Origin of the sequence: Cytobacillus oceanisediminis, assembly GCF_007830235.1 — a bacterium.
Classification (GTDB): domain Bacteria; phylum Bacillota; class Bacilli; order Bacillales; family Cytobacillaceae; genus Cytobacillus; species Cytobacillus oceanisediminis.
In genome coordinates, this window is the sequence record NZ_VLKI01000025.1 from 21,012 (window position 1) to 45,450 (window position 24,439).

The following is a 24,439-nucleotide window of genomic DNA, read 5'->3' on the forward strand; positions in this document are numbered from 1 at the left end:
TAAATGATATTTTTTAGGGGGAGAATTCATGAAAGTCATTCAAACGAACCAGGCTCCTGCAGCAATTGGGCCATATTCACAAGGAATCACAGTCAACAATCTTTTTTACAGCTCAGGACAGATTCCACTTACAGCAGAAGGAGCAATGATTGAAGGTGATGTAAAAGCGCAGACTCACCAGGTTTTTAAAAACCTTCAAGCTGTATTGGAAGAGGCAGGAGCTTCTTTAAATACCGTTGTAAAGGCAACTGTATTTATAAAAGACATGAATGAATTTTCAGCAATCAATGAAGTGTATGGAGAATATTTCAGCACACATAAGCCTGCACGTTCCTGTGTAGAGGTCGCCCGCCTTCCGAAGGATGCATTGGTGGAGATAGAAGTAGTAGCGCTCGTTAAATAAAACGGGCGTTTTTTTATTATCAGAAATAGAGGAAAAAATACATGATATAAGGGGGTTAGCTTAAGCTTTTGTCTGCAATTTTTATAAAAGTAAAAAGATGAACAAAATATTCAAAAAATATTTTTCCATTTAAGAAGGAGAATTGGGAAATATGTTGAATTTATAAAATTAGGATTATATCTTCTGGAAAAGGTGGTGAACAGAATGGAAGTGACAGACGTTAGATTACGCCGCGTCAATACGGATGGACGAATGAGGGCTATCGCATCTATTACTTTGGATCATGAATTTGTTGTTCATGATATTCGTGTGATTGATGGGAACAACGGCTTATTTGTAGCTATGCCTAGCAAACGTACTCCGGATGGAGAATTTAGAGATATTGCTCACCCAATTAACTCAGGAACGCGCGGTAAAATCCAGGAGGCTGTATTAGCCGAGTACCACCGTTTAGGTGAATTAGAAGTTGAATTTGAAGAAGCCGGTGCTTCCTAAAGAATAAAACAACAAGGGCCTACTTCATAAGTAAGGCTCTTTTTTATTTTTTTAATTTTTTCAGCTTTTAGCTCTAAGCTCGCCAGATATGGAGGTGCTTAGGGCTTTTTTTATTTTATATCCTGTACCCTGTTTTTGGGGGGATATAAACCATTTTTTAAAAAAATACCGTTTACGGTAATGACAAATATTTGTACTTTGTTATCATTCCTTGAAATAAGAGCCCATTTAAGATATATTCTTAATGGATAAAAAGGTTAAATTGGAGGCCTGTAAATGTCTAATCGATACGCGGTAATTTTAGCCGCTGGCCAGGGGACAAGAATGAAGTCAAAGCTTTATAAAGTCCTTCATCCTGTGTGCGGTAAACCGATGGTTCAACATGTTGTTGATCAAGTTTCAAAGCTTAATATAAAAGAAATTGTCACTATTACAGGGCATGGCGCCGAGATGGTTAAAGAACAGCTTGGTTCAAGCAGCAAATATGCTCTTCAGGAGGAGCAGCTTGGTACAGCACATGCCGTCATGCAGGCGCGTGAAATGCTTGAAGGCAAAGAAGGCGTCACCATCGTTGTTTGCGGAGATACTCCGCTTATCAAGCATGAAACAATGGAAGCGCTTTTTAAGCATCATGAAGAGCTTTCTGCAAAAGCGACTATTTTAACTGCGCATGCGGAAAGTCCATTTGGATATGGGCGTGTAATCCGCAATGAGCAGGCTATGGTTGAAAAAATCGTAGAACATAAAGATGCTTCAGAAGAAGAGCGCAAGATTAAAGAAATCAATACTGGAACTTACTGCTTTGATAATAAAGCACTTTTTGAAGCCTTGAATAAGGTTACAAATAATAATGTCCAGGGCGAATATTACCTTCCGGATGTCATTGAAATCCTTAAAAATGAGGGTGAAATCGTTACGGCTTATCAAACAGCCGATTTTGAGGAGACTTTGGGTGTCAATGACCGGGTAGCACTATCCCATGCAGAAACATTCATGAAAAAGCGGATAAATGAAGAACATATGCGTAATGGAGTTACAATCATTGATCCGTCAAACACATATATTGGTGCGGATGTTAAAATTGGTTCTGATACTGTGCTTTACCCTGGAACCATTCTTTCAGGCAATACGCTAATTGGTTCAGATTGCGTAATTGGACCTCATACGGAGATATCCGATTGCCATATAGGAGATCAGACAGTAATCCGCCAATCTGCAGCATATGACAGCCATATTGGCTCACAGGTGAATATCGGGCCATTTGCCCATATTCGTCCTCAATCTGATATTCACGATGAAGTGAAAATCGGTAACTTTGTTGAAGTGAAAAAGTCTGTCTTTGGAAAAGGGAGCAAGGCTTCTCATCTAAGCTATATTGGCGATGCAGAAATTGGCAAGGATGTCAATTTGGGCTGCGGCTCAATTACTGTCAATTATGATGGCAAAAATAAATACCTGACCAAAATAGAAGATGGTGTGTTTATTGGCTGCAACTCAAATCTGGTTGCACCGGTAATCATTGGTGAAGGTGCTTATGTAGCAGCAGGATCAACCATTACAGAAGATGTGCCGGGTGAAGCCCTTTCCATTGCCCGAGCACGCCAAGTCAATAAGGAAAATTACGTTCAAAAATTTAACAAGTAATAAAGCGATGGAGGCCCAACATGTCTAACCAGTATTTAGATCCAAATTTAAAGGTGTTCAGTTTAAATTCAAACCGAAAGCTAGCTGCAGAAATTGCAAATGTCATTGGTGTAGAGCTGGGGAAATGTTCTGTAACCCGCTTTAGCGATGGTGAAATCCAAATCAATATTGAGGAAAGTATCCGCGGATGCGATGTGTACGTTATTCAATCCACAAGTTCTCCTGTTAATGAGCACTTAATGGAGCTCTTGATTATGATTGATGCGCTTAAACGTGCATCTGCAAAAACAATCAACATTGTTATGCCTTATTATGGCTATGCCCGCCAGGACCGCAAAGCCAGAGCACGTGAGCCAATTACAGCTAAGCTTTGTGCGAACTTGCTTGAAACAGCAGGTGCGACCCGCGTAATTACACTTGACTTGCATGCGCCACAGATTCAAGGTTTCTTCGATATTCCTATTGATCATTTAATGGGTGTGCCGATCCTGTCTGATTACTTTAAGAACAAAATCATGGATGGCGATATCGTAATCGTATCTCCTGACCATGGCGGTGTAACACGCGCACGTAAAATGGCTGATCGCCTAAAGGCTCCAATTGCCATTATTGATAAACGCCGTCCGAAGCCAAATGTGGCAGAAGTAATGAACATTGTGGGTAACATCGATGGAAAAATTGCCATCTTAATCGATGATATTATTGATACTGCCGGAACGATAACACTAGCTGCAAATGCCCTTGTAGAAAATGGCGCATCAGAAGTGTATGCATGCTGTACGCATCCTGTACTATCAGGCCCTGCCATCGATAGAATCGAAAACTCAACCATCAAAGAGCTGGTTGTGACAAATTCAATCACTCTTGCAGAAGAAAAGAAAACAGATAAGATTGTTGAACTATCAGTAGCGCCACTTATCGGTGAAGCTATTATCCGTGTTCATGAAGAGCAATCTGTCAGCACGCTGTTCGATTGATAATAAAATTTAATAAACAGGCCAGGCTTGCTGAAAAGCAAGCCTGCTGTGCTATTATTAAATAAATGATAAAGCTGAAAAAACTAAAACGTTTAGACTTTCTCATTTTAGGGCATTTTTTTATATAGACAGTTAATGATCTTATAATTTCTAAAATGAGGAAGGGGACGTATTTATGACAGCTGTATTGCAAGCGAAAGAAAGAAAAGGATCACGTAATTCACACTTAACCGCATTGCGCGAGGAAGGAAATATTCCTGCTGTATTGTATGGTTCCAAGCTTGAGAGCAAATCCATCTATTTAAGTGGAGCAGATTTCCTTAAGACGATTAAGGAGGTTGGCAGAAATGGTGTTTTCTCCTTGGACTTGGCTGGGAATAAATTTGATGTAATGTTGGGCGACTATCAGTCCAATCCTTTGAAAAATGAAATTGTCCATGCTGATTTACTGGCTGTGGATATGACAAAGGAAATCACTGCCGATGTACGAGTTGTGCTGGTTGGGGATGCAGCAGGAGTTAAGGACGGCGGGGTAATGCAGCAGTCCATGCATGAGGTATCTGTCACAGCTACGCCAAGCAATATTCCTTCTGCTGTTGAAGTCGATGTTACCGATCTTCAGGTGAATGAGACTTTAACGGTAGCTGACATTAAGGGTAATCGCGACTATGAAATCAATAACGAAGAAGAACAGGTTATTGCTTCTATTCTCCCTCCAAGACAGGAGGAAGAAATTAACAGCGGCGAAGAACAGGAAGCAGGCACACCTGAAAGCGAAGAAGGAAGAGAAACAACAGCAAATGAAGATAAAGCAAGTGAGGAATAGGCTGAGCGAAGCCTTTTCAAGCAGGGGCTGGCCCGATAGGCATCATATTCCAGCCCCTGTTTTCTTGCATAGGTGCAGGATCGCGGCAAGAGCAGGTAAATAATGCATTGCAAAAATTTGTTGTGGCGGCTCCTTTAACAGGAGGCGGCTTTAAAATAAAATTAAAAAGAATAACTTTGACAGTTGTCTAGCTCCGAGCACTATCGTCTTGGGGGCTTGTCGCTGATAAGCAAGTGCTCTGAGCTTTTCTATTATGGGGTGAAATAATGAAGCTGATTGTAGGGTTGGGGAATCCCGGCAAGCAATATGATAAAACGAGACATAATATTGGCTTTGATGTAATTGATGTCTTATCAGAACGGCTGAATATTCCTTTGAATCAAGCAAAATTGAAAGGGGTATTCGGAACAGGCTATGTGAACGGAGAAAAGGTTTTTCTGCTTAAGCCTCTTACATATATGAATTTATCCGGTGAATCAATCCGGGCTGTTATGGATTATTTTGAGATTAATGATGAAGAACTGGTTGTCATTTATGATGACCTGGATCTGCCTGTGGGCAAGATTCGGCTGCGGCAAAAAGGCAGCGCTGGCGGGCACAATGGCATTAAATCGACAATTGCCCATCTGGGGACACAGGAATTTAACAGAATAAGAGTAGGCATTGATCGACCACCAAACGGCATGAAGGTCCCTGATTATGTATTGGGGCGGTTCACAAAAGAAGAACAGGAAGTCATGGACGAAGTGGCTAAAAGATGTGCGGAAGCCTGTGAAGAGTGGTTCAAAAAACCATTTTTACAGGTAATGAACGATTTTAATCAATAAGGTTCATATTTTTTTGTTCTTATCATAGAATAATGTATCTTTAAACATCGTCTCACTGGCTCTATGAATAAATTCCCGCTCAAAGGCCCATAATAGGATTATGGACAGTTTGACGGGGAGGGACAGGCATGGCTATTCATTATCATTGCCGTCATTGCAGAACGAAGATTGGTTCGATTGAGAATGACTCTGTTCATACAGAGCAACTTGGATTTCACAAATTAAATGATGAGGAACGCCAGGAAATGATCTCATATGACCAGTCAGGAAACTTGCATGTAAAAGCTATTTGCGAGGATTGCCAGGAATCGCTTGAACGCAATCCTGATTACCATCAACAGGACTTTATTATTCATTAACAAGCTTTGGAGACAATCCAAAGCATTTTTCTATTTCTGCTTTCTGATGTCAGCATGATCACCTGGGGGATTATTCATCTTCCCCGGTGGATGGGCTGAATGACTGTGTTTGGCATTATACTTATTTTTAATGGAAGTCTGCTCTATTCCCTGCTGTATCAGGGCTTTATTGGGGATGTTTTTAATAGATACCCATTTATAGAGTGCTTGTTGCACAACGCGTTTTTTTAGTAAGATTATGATAACAAAAGCGGCTGAGAAGTGAGATCGCTTTTAAAAAGATACGAAAGTATTACTATTTTAAATTTGGCATTTATCTAGCTTTGAGCGCATAAAGCGGCGCTTGTGTTTTTCATTAGGAGGGGCTTTCATGTTAGGTCTTAAACAGATTATTAGCCAGCAGGATGATGTAAGTTCCATCTTGTCTGGAATAGAGGAAGGGTTAAGGGAGCAGATGCTTGCGGGTTTATCGGGATCTGCGCGCACGCTGTTTTTATCTTCCGTATATGAGCAATCCGGAAGGCCAATGCTGGTTGTAACCCATAACCTTCTGCAGGCCCAGAAATTATACGATGATATCGTGAATCTGGCAGGAGAAACAGATGTATTTTTATACCCTGCAAATGAACTCATTGCAGCTGAAATTGGAATTGCAAGCCCGGAATTGAAGGCCCAGCGGATAGAGGCTTTGAATTATTGGAGTAAAAATAAAAAAGGAATCATGATTGTCCCGATGGCCGGGTTAAGGAAGATTCTGCCGCCTCCAGCCCACTGGAGCAAATATCAGTTATCCTTAAAGGTTGGCGATGAACTAACTGAGGATCAATTAAAGAGTTTTGTCCAAATGGGCTATGTTCGTTCTGAAATGGTTTCTTCACCAGGAGAATTTAGTGTCAGAGGCGGAATTATTGATATTTATCCGTTAACAGAAGCAGATCCGGTCAGGATTGAGCTTTTTGATACAGAAGTTGATTCAATCCGTACATTTTCTTTGGAAGATCAGCGGTCAAAAGAAAAATTGACCGAATTCTCAATTGGCCCAGCAACTGAAATACCGCTTGATGCTGAGCATTTTAATAAATTGATTGAAAAACTGGAAAATGGCTTGGGTACAAGCCTGAAAAAATTAAAGGACGATAAAGCAAAAACCCAGCTGGCACAGAATGTAGGCTATGAATTGGAACAGCTGAGAATGGGGAACAAGCCTGAACAGCTTTTCAAATACCTATCGTTTGCATTTGATGAAGGAAGTAGTTTAATAGACTACCTTCCTGCCAATGGCTTGATTTTCATAGATGAAATCAGCCGTGTACAGGAAATGAATGATTCGCTTGAGAAGGAAGAAGCGGAATGGTATACAAGTCTTTTAGGAGAAGGCCAGATCATCCACAATGTTAAGGTATCCCATAACTTAAAGGAGTTTTTGCATAGGTCTAAGCAGCCGATTACGTATATGTCCTTGTTCTTAAGGCATGTACCGAACACAAATCCGCAGAATATCATCAACATTTCCTGCAAGCAAATGCAGAATTTCCATGGCCAGATGCACGTGCTTAAAAGTGAACTGGAAAGATGGAGAAAAGGCAAGTATTCTGTTGTTTTCCTAGGTCCAGATGAAGAGCGTGTCAAAAAGCTTCAAAGAGTCCTTGAGGATTATGAAATTGATGCAGCTTTTGTAAATGCCAATCAGCCTCTTTTGCAAGGCAAGGTTCAAATTTTGGAAGGCAGCCTGCAAACAGGGTTTGAGCTTCCGAGCCAAAAGCTTGCTGTTATTACGGAAGAAGAGCTTTTTAATAAGCGCACCAAAAAGAAGGCGCGCAGGCAAAAGTTATCCAATGCGGAGAGAATTAAAAGCTATTCCGAGCTAAAAGTCGGCGACTATGTCGTTCATGTAAACCATGGTATAGGAAAGTATTTGGGGATTGAAACGCTTGAAATTAACAGAGTCCATAAGGATTATCTTCATATACGTTACCAGGGCAGCGATAAGCTTTATGTACCAGTTGAGCAAATTGACCTTGTCCAGAAATATGTTGGCTCAGAAGCGAAAGAGCCAAAGATTTATAAATTGGGCGGAAATGACTGGAAAAGGGTTAAGAAAAAGGTTGAATCATCTGTTCAGGATATTGCGGATGACTTGATCAAGCTCTATGCTGAGCGTGAGGCATCAAAGGGTTATGCGTTCAGTCCTGACGGAGATATGCAAAGAGAGTTTGAATCAGCGTTCCCGTACCAGGAAACAGAGGACCAGGTTCGTTCCATTCATGAAATCAAGAAGGATATGGAAAGGGAACGCCCGATGGATCGCTTGCTATGCGGCGATGTGGGCTATGGTAAAACAGAAGTCGCTATCCGTGCAGCTTTTAAGGCGATTGCAGATGGAAAACAGGTTGCTTTCCTAGTACCGACCACCATCCTTGCCCAGCAGCATTATGAAACGATGAGAGAGCGATTCCAGGATTATCCGATAGAAATCGGACTTTTGAGCAGATTCAAAACGAAAAAACAGCAAACAGAAACCTTAAAAGGCTTAAAGGCAGGGACTATTGATGTAGTTGTCGGCACACACCGGATTTTGTCGAAAGATATCCAATATAGAGATTTAGGCCTGCTCATTATTGATGAAGAGCAGCGCTTTGGTGTTACACATAAAGAGAAGATCAAGCAACTTAAGACGAATGTTGATGTCCTTACGCTGACAGCCACGCCGATTCCGAGAACCCTACATATGTCAATGCTTGGAGTCCGGGACTTATCTGTCATTGAGACTCCGCCGGAAAACCGATTCCCGGTTCAGACATACGTAATGGAATACAACGGCTCGTTAGTCCGCGAAGCAATAGAGAGGGAACTGGCAAGGGATGGACAGGTCTATTTTCTATATAACCGTGTAGAGGATATAGAACGAAAAGCCGAGGAAATATCCATGTTAGTTCCAGATGCAAGGGTAACTTATGCCCATGGGAAAATGACGGAAAATGAGTTAGAATCTGTAATGTTAAGCTTCCTTGAAGGCGAGTCCGATGTTCTTGTCAGCACGACGATCATAGAAACAGGAGTCGATATTCCAAATGTCAATACACTGATTGTCCATGATGCTGACAAAATGGGCCTTTCTCAGCTTTATCAGTTAAGGGGAAGGGTTGGCCGTTCCAACAGGGTTGCCTATGCGTATTTCACATACCGAAAAGATAAAGTTTTAACGGAGGTAGCTGAAAAGCGGCTTCAGGCAATAAAAGAATTTACGGAACTCGGATCAGGCTTTAAAATCGCCATGCGCGATTTATCGATCAGGGGTGCCGGTAATTTACTGGGTGCCGAACAGCACGGATTCATAGATTCAGTTGGTTTTGATCTTTATTCTCAAATGCTTAAAGAAGCGATTGAAGAACGAAAAGAGAATATTGGCGGCGTAGAAGAAAAAGCGCAAAAAATTGAAGTCGATTTGGATGTAGATGCTTATATTCCAGATTTCTATTTATCTGATGGCCATCAGAAAATTGAAATGTATAAACGTTTCCGTGGAATTTCGTCGCTGGAAGATGTGGAAGAACTACAGGATGAGATGATCGACCGCTTTGGCGAGTATCCTGAAGAGGTAGCTTATTTATTCCAGATTGCTGAAATGAAGGTCTATGGAGAGCTTGCAGGCATTGAGACTGTAAAGCAATCGAAGAATGAAGTGCTGATCCTCTTATCTGAAAAAGCCAGCGAAAATATTGACGGGCAAAAAATATTCCAGATCACAAGCAAATACGGAAGAATGATTGGCCTTGGAATGGAAGGCAAGAAATTGAAGGCTGTCCTCCATATCAAAGGATCTAAAACAAATGAATGGCTCAACATCGCATACGAAGTAATAAAAGGAATGCATGAAGCTAAAAAAGAGCAACAACATCCAACTGTGTAAAAATATGGAATTATTTCTGTTAATAAAATGAAACAATAGAAATGTTTATATGATCCATTCAAGGGTAATTTTAATTTGAGGGATCATTTGGAATGTTTATCCGGTTTTGGAATCTATAACATCTATGAGAAAAAGTTTTTGTGCACGTATATAACTTTCCATATGAAAGATACTAAGTTCAAACATGGCGATGTATTCATTTTCTCCCAATATGAGTCATAGCCAAAAGAGGAAAGAGTAAGTGCTGCGCTGAAGATAGAATTGTCTAGCTCCAGCGCCTAGCCCCTCGAGTCATAAGCCAAATCACTCCAGAAATCAGGACAAGGAACGCTTCGGCAGCGATACATCGCCCGATCAAAGCGAGCTTTGGGAGGTTTCCTGCGTGATTCGTCTTATGCTTGTCGGACTGGCACAGGATGTGCTGGCATCTGCGTTCGCCACAGGACGTGGCGGTTTTTAGCAGATGTTCATACATCTTGATGTGCGCTTCCGCTTTTCTAAAAAATCATCAGATGAAAGTGAGGCAACGTTGGATGAAAGCAACAGGTATAGTTCGTCGTATCGATGATTTGGGTCGTGTAGTAATCCCTAAAGAAATCCGCAGAACATTGCGTATACGTGAAGGGGACCCGCTGGAAATTTTCGTGGATCGTGATGGAGAAGTCATCTTAAAGAAATATTCACCAATAAGTGAACTGAGCGATTTTGCAAAAGAATACGCAGAAGCCTTATATGACAGCCTGGGAAATCCAGTGTTAATCTGTGACAGAGATACTTACATTGCTGTTGCAGGCGGTTCGAAAAAAGATTACTTAAACAAAAATATAAGCGATCTTGTTGAAAAAACAATGGAAGAGCGCAGCTCGGTCCTTGTCAACCAGTCTGGCGATATCTCGCTTGTTGACGGGAACACAGAATCTTCCTCCGCTTATACAATTGGCCCTATCATTGCAAACGGAGACCCGATTGGAGCAGTCATTATTTTTGCTAAAGAAGATTCATTAGGCGATGTGGAACAAAAAGCAGTTGAAACAGCTGCAGGCTTCCTTGCCAGACAAATGGAATCATAAAAATGAATACTTTATGAAAGGGGTAGCGGAATGCTGCCTTTTTTCTTTGTATACAGCTCATAACGGATTCCCGCATAAACCAATGGTATTCGTGTATAAATTGCAGGGCCCCGCGCGAAAATGAGGAACAGCGGCACACAAAAGCCTGTAATCCGCGTACAAAAGCAATACCCGCACAAAGTTTAACCCTGGCTGTAAACAATTCGTATTTTAAATTTAAAAAGAAAGCAATCTTATGCATTAGCCCTGATATGCTATAATACTTTCGAATTCATTTGGAAGGAGATGGGCAATTGAAGCCCGTTCATACATCAGGCGATCTATTTAAAGGGGCCTTTATTCTGACGATCGCTGCCCTTGTAACAAAAATTCTAAGCGCTATATACCGAGTGCCTTTTCAAAACATTGTCGGCGATGTAGGCTTTTATATTTATCAGCAGGTGTATCCCTTCTATGGGATTATTTTAGTGTTATCTACATATGGATTTCCTGTTGTGATTTCCAAGCTTTATGTCGAGCAGGCTGCTTTAAAAAGGGAAAAGGATGTCCAAAATTTATTTGTGATTTCTGCTCTTGTCCTGACAATAATAGGATTTACAGGATTCTCAATTCTTTATTGGGGATCAGATTGGCTGGCTGCCAGGATGAACGACCCGCAGCTTGCAGTTTTGCTCAAGGTGGTCGCGGTTGTTTTTCTCATTTTTCCTATTGTCTCAATGTTAAGAGGCTTCTTTCAGGGAAGGGGTAATATGGTTCCTACTGCTGTTTCACAGGTGGGGGAACAGCTTGTGAGAGTCGTAACCATTCTGCTTGCAGCCTTTTTATTGGTACGGGAAGGATACTCTCTCTATATTGTGGGAGGGGGCGCCCTTTTTGGGGCAATAACCGGCGGATTTACTGCCGCACTTATATTAATTACATTTTTCTATATAAAACAAAGAAGGAATCTTCCATCGTTAATTGAAATTGATTTTAAAAAGAGCGTCAAAATTGCCAAGGTGCTTATCATCCAGGGGTTCGCAATTTGCATCAGCAGCCTCGTCCTTATTTTTATCCAGCTGGCGGATTCATTAAATCTATACTCGCTCCTGTTAGCCTCCGGTTATGAGGGGGAACAGGCGAAAGAGCTGAAAGGTGTGTATGACCGAGGCCAGCCGATTGTGCAGCTTGGCATGGTCGTCGCGACGTCGATGTCTTTGTCGCTTGTACCGCTTATCTCCAAAGAAAAAATGAAAAACCAGGCTGCTTTTCTGCATGATAAAATCAGGCTTGCTCTCCAAATAAGCATTCTCGTTGGCGCTGCTGCAACGGTAGGGTTATGGAATATTATCGAACCGGCAAATGTTATGCTTTTTGAAAATAGGTCTGGATCGGATGTCCTTTCAATTCTTAGCCTTTTAATCTTTTTGAGTTCGATGATTATAACCATTACAGCTATTCTGCAGGGACTGGGGTTTATCCTTTTTCCGGCAGCTGCGATTCTTTTGGGCTTTGCCATTAAGTATGGATTGAACATACTATTGGTACCAACGTACGGAACAATCGGTGCAGCGGCAGCATCCTGCCTTGCTCTTGCAGCAGTTCTGCTGCCTCTTATATTCAAACTTCGGAGCTATTTGAAAATATCGCTGTTTCCCATCCGTTTTTTATTTGTCATTTGTATGGCAGCGGTCATCATGGCTATTGTTTTACAGCTATACCTCCAGGCAACAGGAATGTTCGCAGATTTTGAACATGACCGGCTGTATACTGGTTTTCAGGCATTAAGTGCTGTAGTTTTAGGAGGCTTTACTTATTTGTTTATTGTGTTTAAAGGCAATACTTTTAAAGAGGAAGAGCTCGCTCTGCTTCCATTTGGAAGCAAATTAATGTTCTTGCTGCCTAAAAAGAATAGGAGATGAATAATTTTATGAAAAAAATAACGATTCTCGGGCTTGGAGCGGGAGATTTGGATCAGCTTCCTTTAGGTGTCTATAAAAAGCTTAAAAATTCAGAGGCCCTCTATTTACGGACAAAGGAGCATCCTGTTCTTCGCGACCTCGAACATGAAGGGCTGCAGTATCAGTCTTTTGACAGCGTATATGAAAAACACGATCAGTTTGAAGAGGTTTATGAGGAAATATGCGAATTCCTTCTGGAGGCAGCTCTGGCAAATAATATTACCTATGGAGTGCCAGGCCATCCGCTTGTGGCAGAAAGAACGGTTCAGCTTCTGATTGAGCGAGCGTCAAATAAGGATATTGAGATAGAGATCGGAGGAGGACAGAGTTTTCTCGACCCTTTGTTCCAGGCATTGAAAATCGATCCAATCGAAGGATTTCAACTCCTAGATGGAACCGATTTAAACAGGGATGAAATCGAAGTTGCACAGCATGTCATTATTGGACAGGTGTATGACCAATTTGCAGCCAGTGAAGTCAAGCTTACGCTAATGGAAAAGCTGCCTTATGACTATGAGGTATTTATAGTGACTGCTGCTGGCAGCAAGGAGGAGAAACTTAGAAAAGTTCCTCTGCATGAGCTTGACCATGATATGGAGCTGAATAACTTAACCTCTGTATATGTGCCGCCTGTTAAGGATGAAACGATTTTATATAAGGATTTTTCAAAGCTTCGCAGCATTATTGCTGAATTGCGCGGGCCGAACGGCTGCCCATGGGATCTTAAACAGACTCATGTATCACTGAAAAAGTACTTAATTGAAGAAGCATACGAGCTGATCGAAGCAATTGATAATGAAGATAGCGACCATATGACAGAAGAGCTTGGAGATGTCCTTCTTCAGGTTTTGCTTCATGCCCAGATTGGGGAGGATGAAGGCTATTTTACCATTGATGATGTCATTCAGGGACTTTCTGAGAAAATGGTCCGCCGCCATCCGCATGTGTTTGGTAACGTACAGGCTGATAATGAAGAGGAAGTTTTAAAAAATTGGCAAAGCATTAAACAGGAAGAAAAGGGTGAGAAACAGGAATCCATTATGGATAATGTGCCTAAATCTTTCCCTAATTTAATGAGGGCTGCTGAAATTCAAAAAAAAGCGGCAAAAGTTGGCTTTGATTGGAAGGAAGTCGAACCTGCCTGGGAGAAAGTGAAGGAAGAGATTTCTGAATTTGAATCTGAAGCAGGGAATAAAAGCAGCCAAATGGAAGCGGAATTTGGAGATATTCTTTTTGCGCTGGTCAATATCGCCCGTTTCTATAAAATTGATGCGGAAGAAGCGACAAGAAAAACGAATGAAAAATTTATCCGCCGTTTTTCATATGTGGAAGAACGGGTAAAGGAAAGCGGCAGAAATTTTGAAGACTTTACGCTAGAGCAGCTTGATGAATATTGGAATGAAGCAAAATCGAAAGGATACTAAAATAGAGAAACCAGAGGAGTGGCGGACAAATGAGATTGGATAAATTTTTAAAAGTATCAAGGCTTATCAAAAGAAGAACACTGGCAAAAGAAGTTTCCGATCAGGGAAGGATTTCAATTAACGGCCAGCAGGCTAAGGCCAGCTCGACCGTTAAAGTTGGGGATGAACTCCAAATCCGCTTTGGCCAGAAGCTGGTAACTGTAAAAGTCGAGCGTCTGCAGGAAACGACCCGAAAAGAAGAGGCTGCTGAAATGTATTCAATTATAAAAGAAGAAAAGGCCGAAACTGAGGCATAAGTTTTTTGGAAGAGATAGAAATCTTTGAACTTTGATAGCTGTCCTAGCTCCACAAGGAACGCTTCGGCAGGATCATCGCACGACTAAAAGCGTTAGCTTTAAGGAGGAGCGCCTACCCCCCCCTCGAGGTCACAAGCCAATCCTCCCAAAAAGGTAAAAAACACCTTTTCGTGAGGCTCGTCTTGTGGTTGAGGCCCGCAGGATAAGGAAGGCTTCGTCAGCATAAACATCGCACGACTAAAAGCGGCAGCTTTTAGGAGGAAGCGGGCCATGCAGACGTTGCCACAGGAGGTGGCGTCTTTAGTCTGCGTTCTGCTTGGCTAAGGCGCTTCCGCTTTTCTTTATGGCTTGTTCTATTTTTATATCCCTATTCATAAACATGTACAAAAAGGTTGTACTATGTGATTGCGAGGGATGAATTATGAGCCAATATTATGAGTCAAGTTCAAACAAAGTGAATACCCAGGAGCATGATGTCATTATGAGGGGCAGAAGGCTGCTGGATATTACAGGGGTCAAACAGGTAGAAAGCTTTGATAATGAAGAGTTTTTGCTGGAAACGGTGATGGGCTTCCTGGCGATTAGAGGGCAGAATCTGCAGATGAAGAATTTGGATGTAGACAAGGGAATTGTTTCCATAAAGGGGAAGGTATTTGACCTTGTATATATAGACGATCAGAATGGAGATAAAGCTAAAGGTTTCTTTAGCAAATTATTCCGATGACACTGACCACTCAATTTATGACCATGCTGGCCATGATCGGCATGGGAAGTGTTTTTGGGGCTTCCCTTGATACCTATAATCGTTTTCTCAAGAGGACCAAGCGTAAAAGCTGGATTATTTTTATTAACGATATCCTTTTTTGGCTGCTGCAGGGATTGGCTATCTTTTATATTTTATTTCTGGTTAATAAAGGTGAATTAAGGTTTTATATTTTCGTTGCCTTGTTATGCGGATTTGCCGCTTATCAAAGTTTATTTAAAAAAATGTATTTGCGGGTATTGGAGATTTCCATCGGAATGGCAATCTCCATATACCGCTTTTTAGTTAAGGCGTTTACTCTAGTCATTTATAAACCCCTCCAAGGGCTTATAACCGCGTTGATTGCCATCACTGTTATGCTTGGGAAGGGACTTTATTCCCTTTTGAAAATTGCTTTGCGGGTCATTTGGTTTACATTAAAGGTGATTTTTCTGCCTGTCAAATGGATTTTGTCACTTTTGTGGAAACTTTTGCCGAAAAATATTAAAAAATCCGTCGAGAAGTTATATAATAAATTGGCAGGATATTTACAGCGGATAAAGAATTATGTTTTAAAGTGGATCTCAAAGTGGAAAAAGCATAAAGAGTAAGGAGGGAATGCGAAAGTGAGTGTCAGCAAGAAGAGAAATGTAGCCAAAATTGAAACAAGCTATGTCAGACAGCAGGAAGCGGCAGAGATCAGTGCGGGCCGGAAAAGAAAGCTTTTATTTAGAAGATTAGCAGCCTTTTTTACACTGGCAGCCGTACTTTCTTTTTTTATGATCTCTACACTCGTTTCGCAATCTGCCGCTCTGGAAGAAAAAGTGGAAGAGAAAAACCGGCTTGACAAGGAGCTTGCTGCGCTGCAGAAGAAAGAAGTCATTCTTGAAGAGGAAATTGTTAAATTGAATGATGATGAATATATAGCAAAGCTTGCCAGGAAGGACTATTTCTTATCCGACAATAATGAAATCATTTTTAATCTCCCTGAAGAGACAGAGAAAAATAAGAAGAATAAGGAAAAATCAACCGACTAGAGGCTGTATTGACACTTTTTTTTTGAATTCTGTATAATATATAGATAGTATGATTTATCGCAGATTAACAGGCAGTAACCCTTCGCTTATATAGTAAGTAAAGCTTAATGGGGTTATTAAAAGGGAACTGCCTGTAAAGGCCCGATTAAAAGAACTCAGACTAAAAACGTCACACCTGTGGCAACGTCTGAGTGGCCCGCATCGTGCGGACCTCAACTAACCATCAGTGTATGTGTGTGAAGGTATAATTCTGTAAAGCTGGGAAAAAGCTGAAGATGTATTAGGCAATAATCACTAAATACCCTGATGGAAGTTTCACTTTATATCTTTCAAGGAGGCAATTTTTTTAATGTCAATCGAAGTAGGCAGCAAGTTACAAGGAAAGGTCACAGGTATTACAAATTTCGGAGCATTTGTGGAGCTGCCGGAAGGTTCAACCGGTCTGGTGCACATAAGTGAAGTCGCAGACAATTATGTCAAAGATATTAATGATCACCTCAAAGTAGGTGATATGGTCGAAGTGAAAGTCATTAATGTCGAAAAGGATGGCAAGATCGGTTTATCCATCAAGAAGGCAAAAGACCGGCCTGAGCGATCTGAAAGACCTGAAAGAGGCGACAGAAAAGAATTTAGAGGACATTCAAATTCTGGCCGTCCTCGTCATGGCAGAACAAATGATAACCGCCCATCCAAAGAGAATTTCGAATCAAAAATGGCTCGATTCTTAAAGGATAGCGAAGATCGTCTGTCATCACTAAAACGCCACACTGAATCCAAACGTGGAGGAAGAGGCGCAAGACGAGGATAACTTGCTGCTGATCTTGATATATAGCAGAGTAAATTAAAACAAGTCCGGTTCGGGCTTGTTTTTTTGTGTGCTTTTAGATGTTTAGTAGTTTTTTAGTTTGGGTATAAAATTTTTCTTTATATCAAAAAAGCATCAGCCTAAGGCTGACGCTTCTTTGAAATGACCCGTACGGGATTCGAACCCGTGTTACCGCCGTGAAAGGGCGGTGTCTTAACCGCTTGACCAACGGGCCTTAATAAGGATGAATGTTTCTGTGTCCAGCTGCAGTGCCTAGGGGCTTGAGGTCATAAGCCAATCTGTCAAAAAGGTAAAGTACAACCTTTCTGCCACCTTGTCTTATGCTTGTCGCCCCAGGGCAACGCGCTTCCGCATTTCATGATAGCGGCGGAGGGGATCGAACCCCCGACCTCACGGGTATGAACCGTACGCTCTAGCCAGCTGAGCTACACCGCCATATTTTTATAGATTAACAGTTGTGCCTTAAAGCACAAGATTTATAATACAAAGTTTTAAAAAAGAAGTCAATAAAAGATTAAAAGAAATATGTCGCAATTCCACCAAGATGCTTCGTCAATTTTTTCCAAGCAGTTTGACGTTCTATAAAGCAGTCTTTTCAAGGCTTTTCTTTACTTTTTCTGTCAATGTGTTACATATCCTCACCTAGAGTGAACTTAAATATTGTTATCTGACCCCATATAAGGTGGAAAACCGTCGAACGAAAAGTCCGGGCTTGTCCGCTATTTTGACAAACTTCTGAGGAGCTGGCTTTTATAATTGTCAGCAACGATAAAAATATGGGGAGTGTAGTTTAATGGAAAAGGTAGAAAGGAATGTAATGGAGCCGATCGGAGAAGTGCCATTTAACAAACCGAAACTCGAATTTGCCAAAGGCTTAAAAAAGCTCCAATCAGGATTGGAGAATTTCTTTCTTAAAAGAGGCTATGTTCTGCTGATCATTGGCTTTTTGCTTGGAAGAGCCTTGATATTAGCGAAACTAACCCCTTTTAGCCTTCCATTTTTCGCTGCGGTTTATTTTATAAGAAGAGATAAGGCTCCGCTCGCATTGGTGGGATTGATTGCAGGTGCAGCAACTTTATCCATATCGAATGCTGTATCCGCTTTTGGAATCACATTTATATTCTTGTTTGTCTTTAGGGTGTCGAAAAAATGGCTGAATAATGAAATTAGGGCTTTGCCCTTCTATGTATTTTTCACCATTTTGGCGGGAAAACTGCTTGAGGCCTTTATTGTTAAGGGCCAGCTGGCATTATATGATGGAATGATGGCTGGTGTTGAGTCCAGCCTGGGCTTCATTCTTACTCTTATTTTTCTTCAAGGTCTTCCGCTGCTTTCAATTAATAAGCGCAGGCAATCGCTGAAAACGGAAGAAATCGTGTGTCTTATTATTATGCTGGCTTCTGTTATGACAGGAACAATTGGGTGGACAGTCTATGATCTTTCGGTAGAGCATATTATGTCCCGCTATCTTGTCTTGCTGTTTTCATTTGTAGCAGGAGCAACGGTCGGTTCTACTGTAGGGGTGGTAACTGGGTTAATATTCTCCCTTGCCAATATATCAAGTTTCTATCATATGAGTTTGCTTGCTTTTTCAGGGTTGCTTGGCGGCCTTTTAAAAGAAGGGAAAAAGTTCGGTGTGGCAGTCGGGCTGCTGATAGCAACGCTGCTGATGGGTATGTATGGCGAAGGAAGCGGAAACCTGATGAAGACCCTGTCAGAAACAGGCGCTGCTATATTATTATTTCTCTTAACCCCTCAGGCATTAACGGCAAAGCTGGCAAAGCACATACCGGGAACACCGGAGTATGCCGCAGAACAGCAGCAGTATATGCGAAAAATGCGGGATGTAACAGCACAGCGGGTTGCACAGTTTTCAAGTGTATTTCAAGCCTTATCCAAAAGCTTCTCTGCCCACGATGAGCCGTCGGAATGGGAAGACGGTAATGATAGAGAAATGGATTATTTTCTAAGCAATGTAACAGAAAAAACATGCCAGACTTGTTTCAAGAAAGACCATTGCTGGTCAAAGAACTTTAATACAACCTATGAATATATGATGGATATTATGCATGATGTGGACAATAATCAGGGGGCGCTATCCCCAAAGCTTGCAAGGGATTGGGAAAAGTACTGTACAAGATCCAAAAAAGTGACTGAAGCAGTCCAGCAGGAGCTGACCTATTTTAAGGCCAACCAAAAGCTGAAGAAGCAGGTCCAAGAAAGCAGAAGGCTTGTGGCTGACCAGTTGATGGGTGTTTCTGAAGTGATGGGCGACTTTGCGAAAGAGATTCAAAGGGAACGTGAGAACCATCATAAACAGGAAGAGCAGATCCTGGAGGCACTTCAGGAATTTGGCATTCATATCGAGCAAGTTGAAATATATAGCCTTGAACAGGGGAATGTTGACATTGATATGACCATCCCGTACTGCCAGGGACATGGAGAATGTGAAAAGCTGATTGCTCCAATGTTATCTGATATTCTTGGAGAAACGATATTAGTAAATTCAGAGGAATGCGCTGCCTTTCCAAATGGCTTTTGCCATGTAACCTTCCGTTCAGCGAAGGCTTTTGCGGTAGAAACCGGAGTTGCGCATGCGGCGAAAGACGGCGGGTTAATTTCAGGTGACAGTTATTCAACTATAGAACTGGGCTGCGGCAAGTATGCCATTGCCATCAGTGATGGTATGGGCAACGGAGAACGTGCCCATGCGGAAAGCAAAGAAACCCTTTTGCTGCTGCAAAAAATTCTTCAATCGGGAATTGAGGAGCAAGTTGCAATTAAATCAGTTAATTCAGTCCTTTCTTTAAGGACGACAGATGAAATCTTTTCAACCTTGGATTTGGCCATGGTTGATCTGCAAAATGCCGACGCGAAATTTTTGAAGATTGGATCTACTCCAAGTTTTGTTAAAAGAGGCCATAAAGTATTGAAAATCCAGGCCAGCAATCTTCCGATGGGCATTATCCAGGAATTTGATGTGGATGTTGTAAGTGAGCAGCTGAAAGCCGGCGACTTATTAATCATGATGAGTGATGGGGTTTTTGAAGGGCCAAAGCATGTGGAGAATTTTGATTTGTGGATGAAGCGGAAAATAACAGAGTTAAAGACAGACGATCCTCAGGAAGTGGCAGATTTAATTATGGAAGAAGTCATTAGGTCCAGATCAGGAAATATTGAAGATGATATGACTGTTGTGGTATCAAGGATCAAACATAATACACCTAAGTGGACAAGCATTCCGGTTCAGGCAGTCCGCCAAAAAGCCAACTGATTAATTTGCTCATAACATGTTGTCTCGATAAATAAATATGTTCTTTAAGTTAGATAAGTGTCTAGCTCCAGCGCCTACCCCCTCGAGGTCACAAGCTTGTCTAGTTGCGGCTCCTAGGGACTCGGGGTCATAAGCCGTTTCCTTTCAGAAGGAAGAACGCCTTCTTACAGGAACCGTCTTATACCTGTCGTCCCTGTGCAGTCGCCTCCACATTTCGGGCAATCCTCCCAGAAAGGCAAAGAACGCCTTCCAGGAGGCTCGTCTTGTGCTTGTCGGGGGTGATCAAGGTGCTTCAGCATTTCTCAGGTATATTTCCCCTTTTTTCAGTCGAAAATGGTAACAACTCAGAAGTGGAGGGGAGTTTCATGAAAACAGGAACACTTAAGCAAATCTTGCTGATAACGGATGGCTGTTCGAATCAGGGTGAAGATCCAATCGCAATGGCTGCCCTGGCAAAAGAGCAAGGGATTACAGTCAATGTGATAGGAGTCATGGAGCATGATGTGATTGATGAACAGGGCATGAACGAGATCGAAGGAATTGCCATGTCTGGCGGCGGAGTCAGCCAGGTTGTCTATGCACAGCAGCTGTCGCAGACGGTGCAAATGGTAACAAGGAAAGCGATGACCCAAACTCTTCAGGGAGTCGTGAACAAAGAGCTGCAGCAGATTTTGGGCGGTGAGAAAACAATGGAAGACCTTCCTCCTGAACAGAGGGGAGAAGTCATGGAAGTTGTCGATGAACTTGGTGAGACAGTCGAACTTGAAGTGCTGGTATTGGTCGATACAAGTGCGAGTATGAAGCATAAGCTCCCAACAGTAAAGGAAGCACTGCTGGACCTATCTTTAAGCCTGAATGCCCGATCCGGTGATAATCGTTTTTCCGTTTTTGTATTTCCCGGGAAAAAGAAAGATGTCGAAAAATTGCTGGACTGGACACCAAAGCTTGAGTCATTGACAAGCATTTTCTCTAAATTGACAACAGGCGGCATTACACCAACTGGTCCAGCCATCCGCGAAGCACTAACATATTTTAAGAAAAAACGTTCATTAAGGAGTCTGCTTTCCCGTGATGATGATGAATCATTCTTTGAAGAGTCAGTGTAAAGTAAACCTTGGTACCGTGATTGAAGGAAAGTGGCACCGCAACCGTTACACAATTGTAAAGGAACTGGGTTACGGTGCAAATGGGATTGTTTATCTGGCAAAAAGCCAAAATCAGCAGGTTGCTTTGAAGATGAGCGATAACGGGATGTCCATAACCTCTGAAGTGAACGTCCTCAAATCCTTTGCAAAGGTCCAAGGCTCTGCCCTCGGGCCTTCTTTGCTTGATGTGGATGATTGGGAAAGAAGGGGCAGCAAAATATCCTTCTATGTTATGGAATACATACAAGGCCCCGACTTGCTAACGTTTATTCATCAAAAGGGGCCATCCTGGACTGGTGTTTTAATCGTCCAGCTGCTAAGCGATTTGGAAGCATTGCATAAGAACGGGTGGGTTTTTGGCGATTTAAAGCCCGACAATTTGATTGTAACAGGGCCTCCACCCAAAATACGCACAATCGACGTGGGAGGAACAACAGTCCAGGGAAGGGCCATTAAAGAATTCACAGAGTTTTATGACAGGGGGTATTGGGGACTTGGGACACGGAAAGCTGACCCTGCTTATGATTTATTTGCTGCCGCAATGATTTTAATTAATACAGCTTATCCGAAGAGGTTCAGCAAAAGCACCGGAGATCTCAAACAGCTAAAATTGATGGTCAGGCAAAAGAAAGAACTCTTAAAATATGAAGATGTTATCTTAAATGCGCTTCAAGGCAATTATGCCTCGGCAGATGAAATGAGAAATGATATGCTTCAGCTGACACGTTCAAGCTCTGGACAAAGGAGTACACCTAACCGAAAAAAAGGCCAAACAACCGGGAGCCAGCCTGTCAGCCGGCAGGCATACATTCAAAAGAAGAAAAAGGGCGGCTTTATTGAAACTGTCTTAATCGTCCTGATTGTGACACTTCTTTATCTCTTTTATATTTATGGACAGCTTCTTTAAATTTCTTAGCTCTGTTAAACTGGCCTGCTGCTTTCCGCTCCATACAACTAAGTGCCCAAAATAAACAATGAGCTTTAACATAGCCAATGTCTAAAAAAATTGAAACCTTTTAGCCTCTCGGCCGTAATAAAGGTTACATATTCCCTTTTGATATTTACATGGAAAAAATGATATGCTTTTTAATGCACAAGGATTATATGGCCCGTGGCAAGGGTAAAGAAAAATATATTTTAAAATGGATAAGGAAGTAGCCTATGCTCGAAGAAAAAGTTAGAGCTTTCCTTAGGAGAAAGGGAATTGAACTAAATAACAAGAAGCTCTTGATTGGGGTATCAGGCGGCCCCGATTCGATTGCCCTGCTCCATTATCTTTGGAGCTTTAAACATCTATTTAATATTGAAATAGTAGCTGCGCATGTCGATCATATGTTTAGAGGTGATGAATCTTTCCAGGACGCCATGTTTGTCAGGGATTATTGCATCGAAAGGGAAATCCCTTTTGAAATGGAGCAAATTGATGTACCTGAGTTTATAGAGAAGACGGGAAAGAGTTCCCAAGCAGCAGCCAGGGATTGCAGATACAGCTTCTTTGGGAAAATTGCAAAAAAACATAATGTGGATTACATTGCATTGGGGCATCATGGAGATGACCAGGTAGAAACTATTTTAATGCGGTTAACAAGGGGAAGCACCGGGAAAGCTAGAGCAGGAATGCCTTTTATTCGCCCATTTGCAGATTGTTTTATCATTCGTCCGTTTTTATGCATGAGCAGAAACGAAATTGAGCAGTATTGCCTTAAAGAGGGGATTACCCCCCGGCGGGACCCCAGCAATGAAAAAAGCATTTACAGCCGAAACCGCTTTAGAAAAGAGGTGCTCCCATTCCTGAGAGAAGAAAACCCTCATGTGCATGAGCATTTTCAAAGATTTAGTGAAGATTTGCAAAGTGATGAGGCATATCTGCAGGAATTAACTGTCCATAAAATGAATACAGTAATGGAAAAGAAGACAGATGAGGAAATTAGCTTGGATATTGATGCTTTTGAGGCAATGCCAATGCCTTTACAAAGGAGAGGTATTCAACTAATATTAAACTATCTTTATAAGGAAAGACCTGCGTCTTTATCCGCATCTCATATAGAGAGCATTTTTTCCTTAATGAAAAGTCCTCATCCATCGGGAAAACTAATTTTTCCAAACGATTTACATATTGTACGCTCCTACCGGAAATGTCATTTCCAATTCCCGAAGGAACCTGTACAATCCTATCGATTTCAAGTCTCCGAACCTGCAATCATTAAACTCCCAAACGGCGGATCCATTATATTTGAATATACTGACTGTCCTGATGGAAATCTAAACAATGATACCCTGCTATTAGACAGGGAAGATGTCTCTCTTCCGCTTATTATAAGGACGAGAGGAGCAGGAGACCGCATGACCCTTAAAGGAATGCAGGGAACCAAGAAAATTAAGGACATTTTCATTGATTGTAAAATACCGCTGCAGGAAAGGGAAACATGGCCAATTGTCACCGATGCACATGGCCGCATCTTATGGGTTCCCGGTTTGAAAAAATCCCATTATTCAATGCAACATACATCTGGTGCTAGTTATATTATTTTAAAATACATAAAGCAATGATCTTCTAGGGGGCACAATAAATGATGAAAAATGATATTGAAAAAGTATTAATTTCAGAAGAGGAGCTGCAGGATAAAATCAAATCCCTTGCTGCTGAACTTACTGAAGAATACAAGGACCGATTCCCGCTTGCAATTGGAGTTCTGAAAGGGGCTATGCCTTTTATGAGCGATCTTTTGAAGCGCGTGGATACATACCTTGAGATGGATTTCATGGATGTATCAAGCTACGGCAATGCAATGGTTTCTTCAGGTGAAGTAAAAATCCTAAAAGACCTTGATACATCCGTAGAAGGAAGAGATATCCTTATTATTGAAGATATTATTGACAGCGGATTAACGCTTAGCTACCTTGTAGAACTTTTCCGATACAGAAAAGCTAAAAGCATTAAGATTGTTACGCTGCTTGATAAGCCGACAGGCAGAAAAGCAGATATCAAAGCAGATTATGTAGGCTTTATCGTTCCTGATGAATTTGTAGTGGGCTATGGATTGGATTACGCAGAAAAATACCGCAATCTTCCTTATATTGGAGTCCTTAAGCCAGAGGTATACAGCAATAATGATTAAGTAAACCATAAGATTGATATTGAGTTAAAGCCCTTTACTGAAAAGAGAAACACCCGGTTTTGAAAAGTCTAATTCCTTGTATTGGCACGATTTTCTATGATACTATACACTATAGTTTGTTTACC

The 24,439-nt window shown here is 41.6% G+C and carries 21 protein-coding genes and 2 tRNA genes; 21 read left to right on the forward strand and 2 right to left on the reverse strand.

The window, feature by feature from the left end; all coding sequences use genetic code 11:
* Positions 1-28: 28 nt before the first annotated feature.
* The 16 genes from IQ19_RS24440 to IQ19_RS24515 all read left to right on the forward strand — a co-directional run bounded on the left by IQ19_RS24440 (position 29) and on the right by IQ19_RS24515 (position 16,758).
* On the forward strand, positions 29-403 hold the full coding sequence (locus IQ19_RS24440; RefSeq protein WP_144546018.1) for a RidA family protein: 375 nt from the start codon (positions 29-31) through the stop codon (positions 401-403).
* Positions 404-607: 204 nt separating this feature from the next.
* The gene (spoVG, locus tag IQ19_RS24445; protein WP_009336662.1) at positions 608-898 is read left to right on the forward strand and encodes a septation regulator SpoVG; all 291 of its coding nucleotides are present in this window, start codon (positions 608-610) and stop codon (positions 896-898) included.
* A 276-nt stretch (positions 899-1,174) separates the two neighbouring features.
* Entirely contained in the window at positions 1,175-2,542 is a 1,368-nt protein-coding gene (glmU, locus tag IQ19_RS24450; protein WP_144546020.1) for a bifunctional UDP-N-acetylglucosamine diphosphorylase/glucosamine-1-phosphate N-acetyltransferase GlmU, read from the forward strand.
* 20 nt (positions 2,543-2,562) lie between these two features.
* Positions 2,563-3,519: a ribose-phosphate diphosphokinase gene (locus IQ19_RS24455; RefSeq protein WP_144546022.1), complete on the forward strand. Its 957-nt coding sequence runs from the start codon at positions 2,563-2,565 to the stop codon at positions 3,517-3,519.
* Between the two features lie 175 nt (positions 3,520-3,694).
* Entirely contained in the window at positions 3,695-4,345 is a 651-nt protein-coding gene (locus IQ19_RS24460) for a 50S ribosomal protein L25/general stress protein Ctc (RefSeq protein ID WP_144546024.1), read from the forward strand.
* 266 nt (positions 4,346-4,611) lie between these two features.
* A complete protein-coding gene (gene pth, locus IQ19_RS24465) occupies positions 4,612-5,172 on the forward strand; it encodes an aminoacyl-tRNA hydrolase (protein WP_144546026.1) in 561 nt (186 codons plus the stop codon).
* 128 nt (positions 5,173-5,300) lie between these two features.
* Complete coding sequence (locus IQ19_RS24470; protein WP_144546028.1) at positions 5,301-5,531, forward strand: anti-sigma-F factor Fin; 231 nt, start codon at positions 5,301-5,303, stop codon at positions 5,529-5,531.
* 370 nt (positions 5,532-5,901) lie between these two features.
* Positions 5,902-9,441 (forward strand): transcription-repair coupling factor, encoded by a 3,540-nt coding sequence (gene mfd, locus IQ19_RS24475; protein ID WP_144546029.1) that lies wholly within the window; start codon positions 5,902-5,904, stop codon positions 9,439-9,441.
* A gap of 533 nt (positions 9,442-9,974) precedes the next feature.
* The gene (gene spoVT / locus IQ19_RS24480; protein WP_009336655.1) at positions 9,975-10,511 is read left to right on the forward strand and encodes a stage V sporulation protein T; all 537 of its coding nucleotides are present in this window, start codon (positions 9,975-9,977) and stop codon (positions 10,509-10,511) included.
* Positions 10,512-10,804: 293 nt separating this feature from the next.
* Positions 10,805-12,412 carry a putative polysaccharide biosynthesis protein gene (locus tag IQ19_RS24485; RefSeq protein ID WP_144546031.1) on the forward strand — a complete coding sequence of 536 codons (1,608 nt, stop codon included), beginning with the start codon at positions 10,805-10,807 and terminating at the stop codon, positions 12,410-12,412.
* Positions 12,413-12,420: 8 nt separating this feature from the next.
* Positions 12,421-13,875 carry a bifunctional methyltransferase/pyrophosphohydrolase YabN gene (gene yabN, locus IQ19_RS24490; RefSeq protein WP_144546033.1) on the forward strand — a complete coding sequence of 485 codons (1,455 nt, stop codon included), beginning with the start codon at positions 12,421-12,423 and terminating at the stop codon, positions 13,873-13,875.
* A gap of 29 nt (positions 13,876-13,904) precedes the next feature.
* Positions 13,905-14,171, forward strand: a complete 267-nt coding sequence (locus tag IQ19_RS24495; RefSeq protein WP_110067662.1) for an RNA-binding S4 domain-containing protein — start codon at positions 13,905-13,907, stop codon at positions 14,169-14,171.
* Positions 14,172-14,592: 421 nt separating this feature from the next.
* Complete coding sequence (gene yabP, locus IQ19_RS24500; RefSeq protein WP_026583004.1) at positions 14,593-14,895, forward strand: sporulation protein YabP; 303 nt, start codon at positions 14,593-14,595, stop codon at positions 14,893-14,895.
* The gene (gene yabQ, locus IQ19_RS24505) at positions 14,892-15,524 is read left to right on the forward strand and encodes a spore cortex biosynthesis protein YabQ (protein WP_144546035.1); all 633 of its coding nucleotides are present in this window, start codon (positions 14,892-14,894) and stop codon (positions 15,522-15,524) included. The genes yabP and yabQ overlap by 4 nt, the downstream gene beginning before the upstream one ends.
* Before the next feature lie 15 nt (positions 15,525-15,539).
* Complete coding sequence (locus tag IQ19_RS24510) at positions 15,540-15,950, forward strand: FtsB family cell division protein (RefSeq protein ID WP_144546038.1); 411 nt, start codon at positions 15,540-15,542, stop codon at positions 15,948-15,950.
* Positions 15,951-16,299: 349 nt separating this feature from the next.
* Positions 16,300-16,758, forward strand: a complete 459-nt coding sequence (locus tag IQ19_RS24515; protein ID WP_110067659.1) for a S1 domain-containing RNA-binding protein — start codon at positions 16,300-16,302, stop codon at positions 16,756-16,758.
* 160 nt (positions 16,759-16,918) lie between these two features.
* On the opposite strand, the gene IQ19_RS24520 is transcribed toward IQ19_RS24515, so the two are convergent.
* Both IQ19_RS24520 and IQ19_RS24525 read right to left on the reverse strand, forming a co-directional pair.
* Positions 16,919-16,990: transfer RNA gene (locus tag IQ19_RS24520), tRNA-Glu, on the reverse strand.
* A 147-nt stretch (positions 16,991-17,137) separates the two neighbouring features.
* Positions 17,138-17,211 (reverse strand) — tRNA-Met (locus IQ19_RS24525).
* A 358-nt stretch (positions 17,212-17,569) separates the two neighbouring features.
* Here IQ19_RS24525 and spoIIE point away from each other — a divergent pair.
* The 5 genes from spoIIE to hpt all read left to right on the forward strand — a co-directional run bounded on the left by spoIIE (position 17,570) and on the right by hpt (position 24,314).
* The gene (spoIIE, locus tag IQ19_RS24530) at positions 17,570-20,050 is read left to right on the forward strand and encodes a stage II sporulation protein E (RefSeq protein ID WP_144546040.1); all 2,481 of its coding nucleotides are present in this window, start codon (positions 17,570-17,572) and stop codon (positions 20,048-20,050) included.
* A gap of 365 nt (positions 20,051-20,415) precedes the next feature.
* Positions 20,416-21,156, forward strand: a complete 741-nt coding sequence (locus tag IQ19_RS24535; protein ID WP_144546043.1) for a vWA domain-containing protein — start codon at positions 20,416-20,418, stop codon at positions 21,154-21,156.
* Entirely contained in the window at positions 21,125-22,102 is a 978-nt protein-coding gene (locus IQ19_RS24540) for a serine/threonine protein kinase (RefSeq protein ID WP_144546079.1), read from the forward strand. Before IQ19_RS24535 ends, IQ19_RS24540 begins: the two co-directional genes overlap by 32 nt.
* Before the next feature lie 254 nt (positions 22,103-22,356).
* On the forward strand, positions 22,357-23,745 hold the full coding sequence (gene tilS, locus IQ19_RS24545) for a tRNA lysidine(34) synthetase TilS (RefSeq protein ID WP_144546045.1): 1,389 nt from the start codon (positions 22,357-22,359) through the stop codon (positions 23,743-23,745).
* A 23-nt stretch (positions 23,746-23,768) separates the two neighbouring features.
* Positions 23,769-24,314, forward strand: coding sequence for a hypoxanthine phosphoribosyltransferase (gene hpt, locus IQ19_RS24550; RefSeq protein ID WP_199749550.1), 546 nt, complete (start codon positions 23,769-23,771; stop codon positions 24,312-24,314).
* Positions 24,315-24,439: the final 125 nt, after the last annotated feature.

Bases quoted from the DNA above. Each gene is read 5' to 3' on its own strand.
- IQ19_RS24460 (WP_144546024.1), top strand. From the start codon at position 3,695: ATGACAGCTGTATTGCAAGCGAAAGAAAGAAAAGGATCACGTAATTCA.
- IQ19_RS24495 (WP_110067662.1), top strand. From the start codon at position 13,905: ATGAGATTGGATAAATTTTTAAAAGTATCAAGGCTTATCAAAAGAAGA.
- yabQ (WP_144546035.1), top strand. From the start codon at position 14,892: ATGACACTGACCACTCAATTTATGACCATGCTGGCCATGATCGGCATG.
- yabN (WP_144546033.1), top strand. From the start codon at position 12,421: ATGAAAAAAATAACGATTCTCGGGCTTGGAGCGGGAGATTTGGATCAG.
- spoVT (WP_009336655.1), top strand. From the start codon at position 9,975: ATGAAAGCAACAGGTATAGTTCGTCGTATCGATGATTTGGGTCGTGTA.
- IQ19_RS24455 (WP_144546022.1), top strand. From the start codon at position 2,563: ATGTCTAACCAGTATTTAGATCCAAATTTAAAGGTGTTCAGTTTAAAT.
- spoVG (WP_009336662.1), top strand. From the start codon at position 608: ATGGAAGTGACAGACGTTAGATTACGCCGCGTCAATACGGATGGACGA.
- pth (WP_144546026.1), top strand. From the start codon at position 4,612: ATGAAGCTGATTGTAGGGTTGGGGAATCCCGGCAAGCAATATGATAAA.
- IQ19_RS24470 (WP_144546028.1), top strand. From the start codon at position 5,301: ATGGCTATTCATTATCATTGCCGTCATTGCAGAACGAAGATTGGTTCG.
- IQ19_RS24440 (WP_144546018.1), top strand. From the start codon at position 29: ATGAAAGTCATTCAAACGAACCAGGCTCCTGCAGCAATTGGGCCATAT.
- hpt (WP_199749550.1), top strand. From the start codon at position 23,769: ATGAAAAATGATATTGAAAAAGTATTAATTTCAGAAGAGGAGCTGCAG.
- glmU (WP_144546020.1), top strand. From the start codon at position 1,175: ATGTCTAATCGATACGCGGTAATTTTAGCCGCTGGCCAGGGGACAAGA.
- mfd (WP_144546029.1), top strand. From the start codon at position 5,902: ATGTTAGGTCTTAAACAGATTATTAGCCAGCAGGATGATGTAAGTTCC.
- yabP (WP_026583004.1), top strand. From the start codon at position 14,593: ATGAGCCAATATTATGAGTCAAGTTCAAACAAAGTGAATACCCAGGAG.
- tilS (WP_144546045.1), top strand. From the start codon at position 22,357: ATGCTCGAAGAAAAAGTTAGAGCTTTCCTTAGGAGAAAGGGAATTGAA.
- spoIIE (WP_144546040.1), top strand. From the start codon at position 17,570: ATGGAAAAGGTAGAAAGGAATGTAATGGAGCCGATCGGAGAAGTGCCA.
- IQ19_RS24535 (WP_144546043.1), top strand. From the start codon at position 20,416: ATGAAAACAGGAACACTTAAGCAAATCTTGCTGATAACGGATGGCTGT.
- IQ19_RS24515 (WP_110067659.1), top strand. From the start codon at position 16,300: ATGTCAATCGAAGTAGGCAGCAAGTTACAAGGAAAGGTCACAGGTATT.
- IQ19_RS24540 (WP_144546079.1), top strand. From the start codon at position 21,125: ATGATGAATCATTCTTTGAAGAGTCAGTGTAAAGTAAACCTTGGTACC.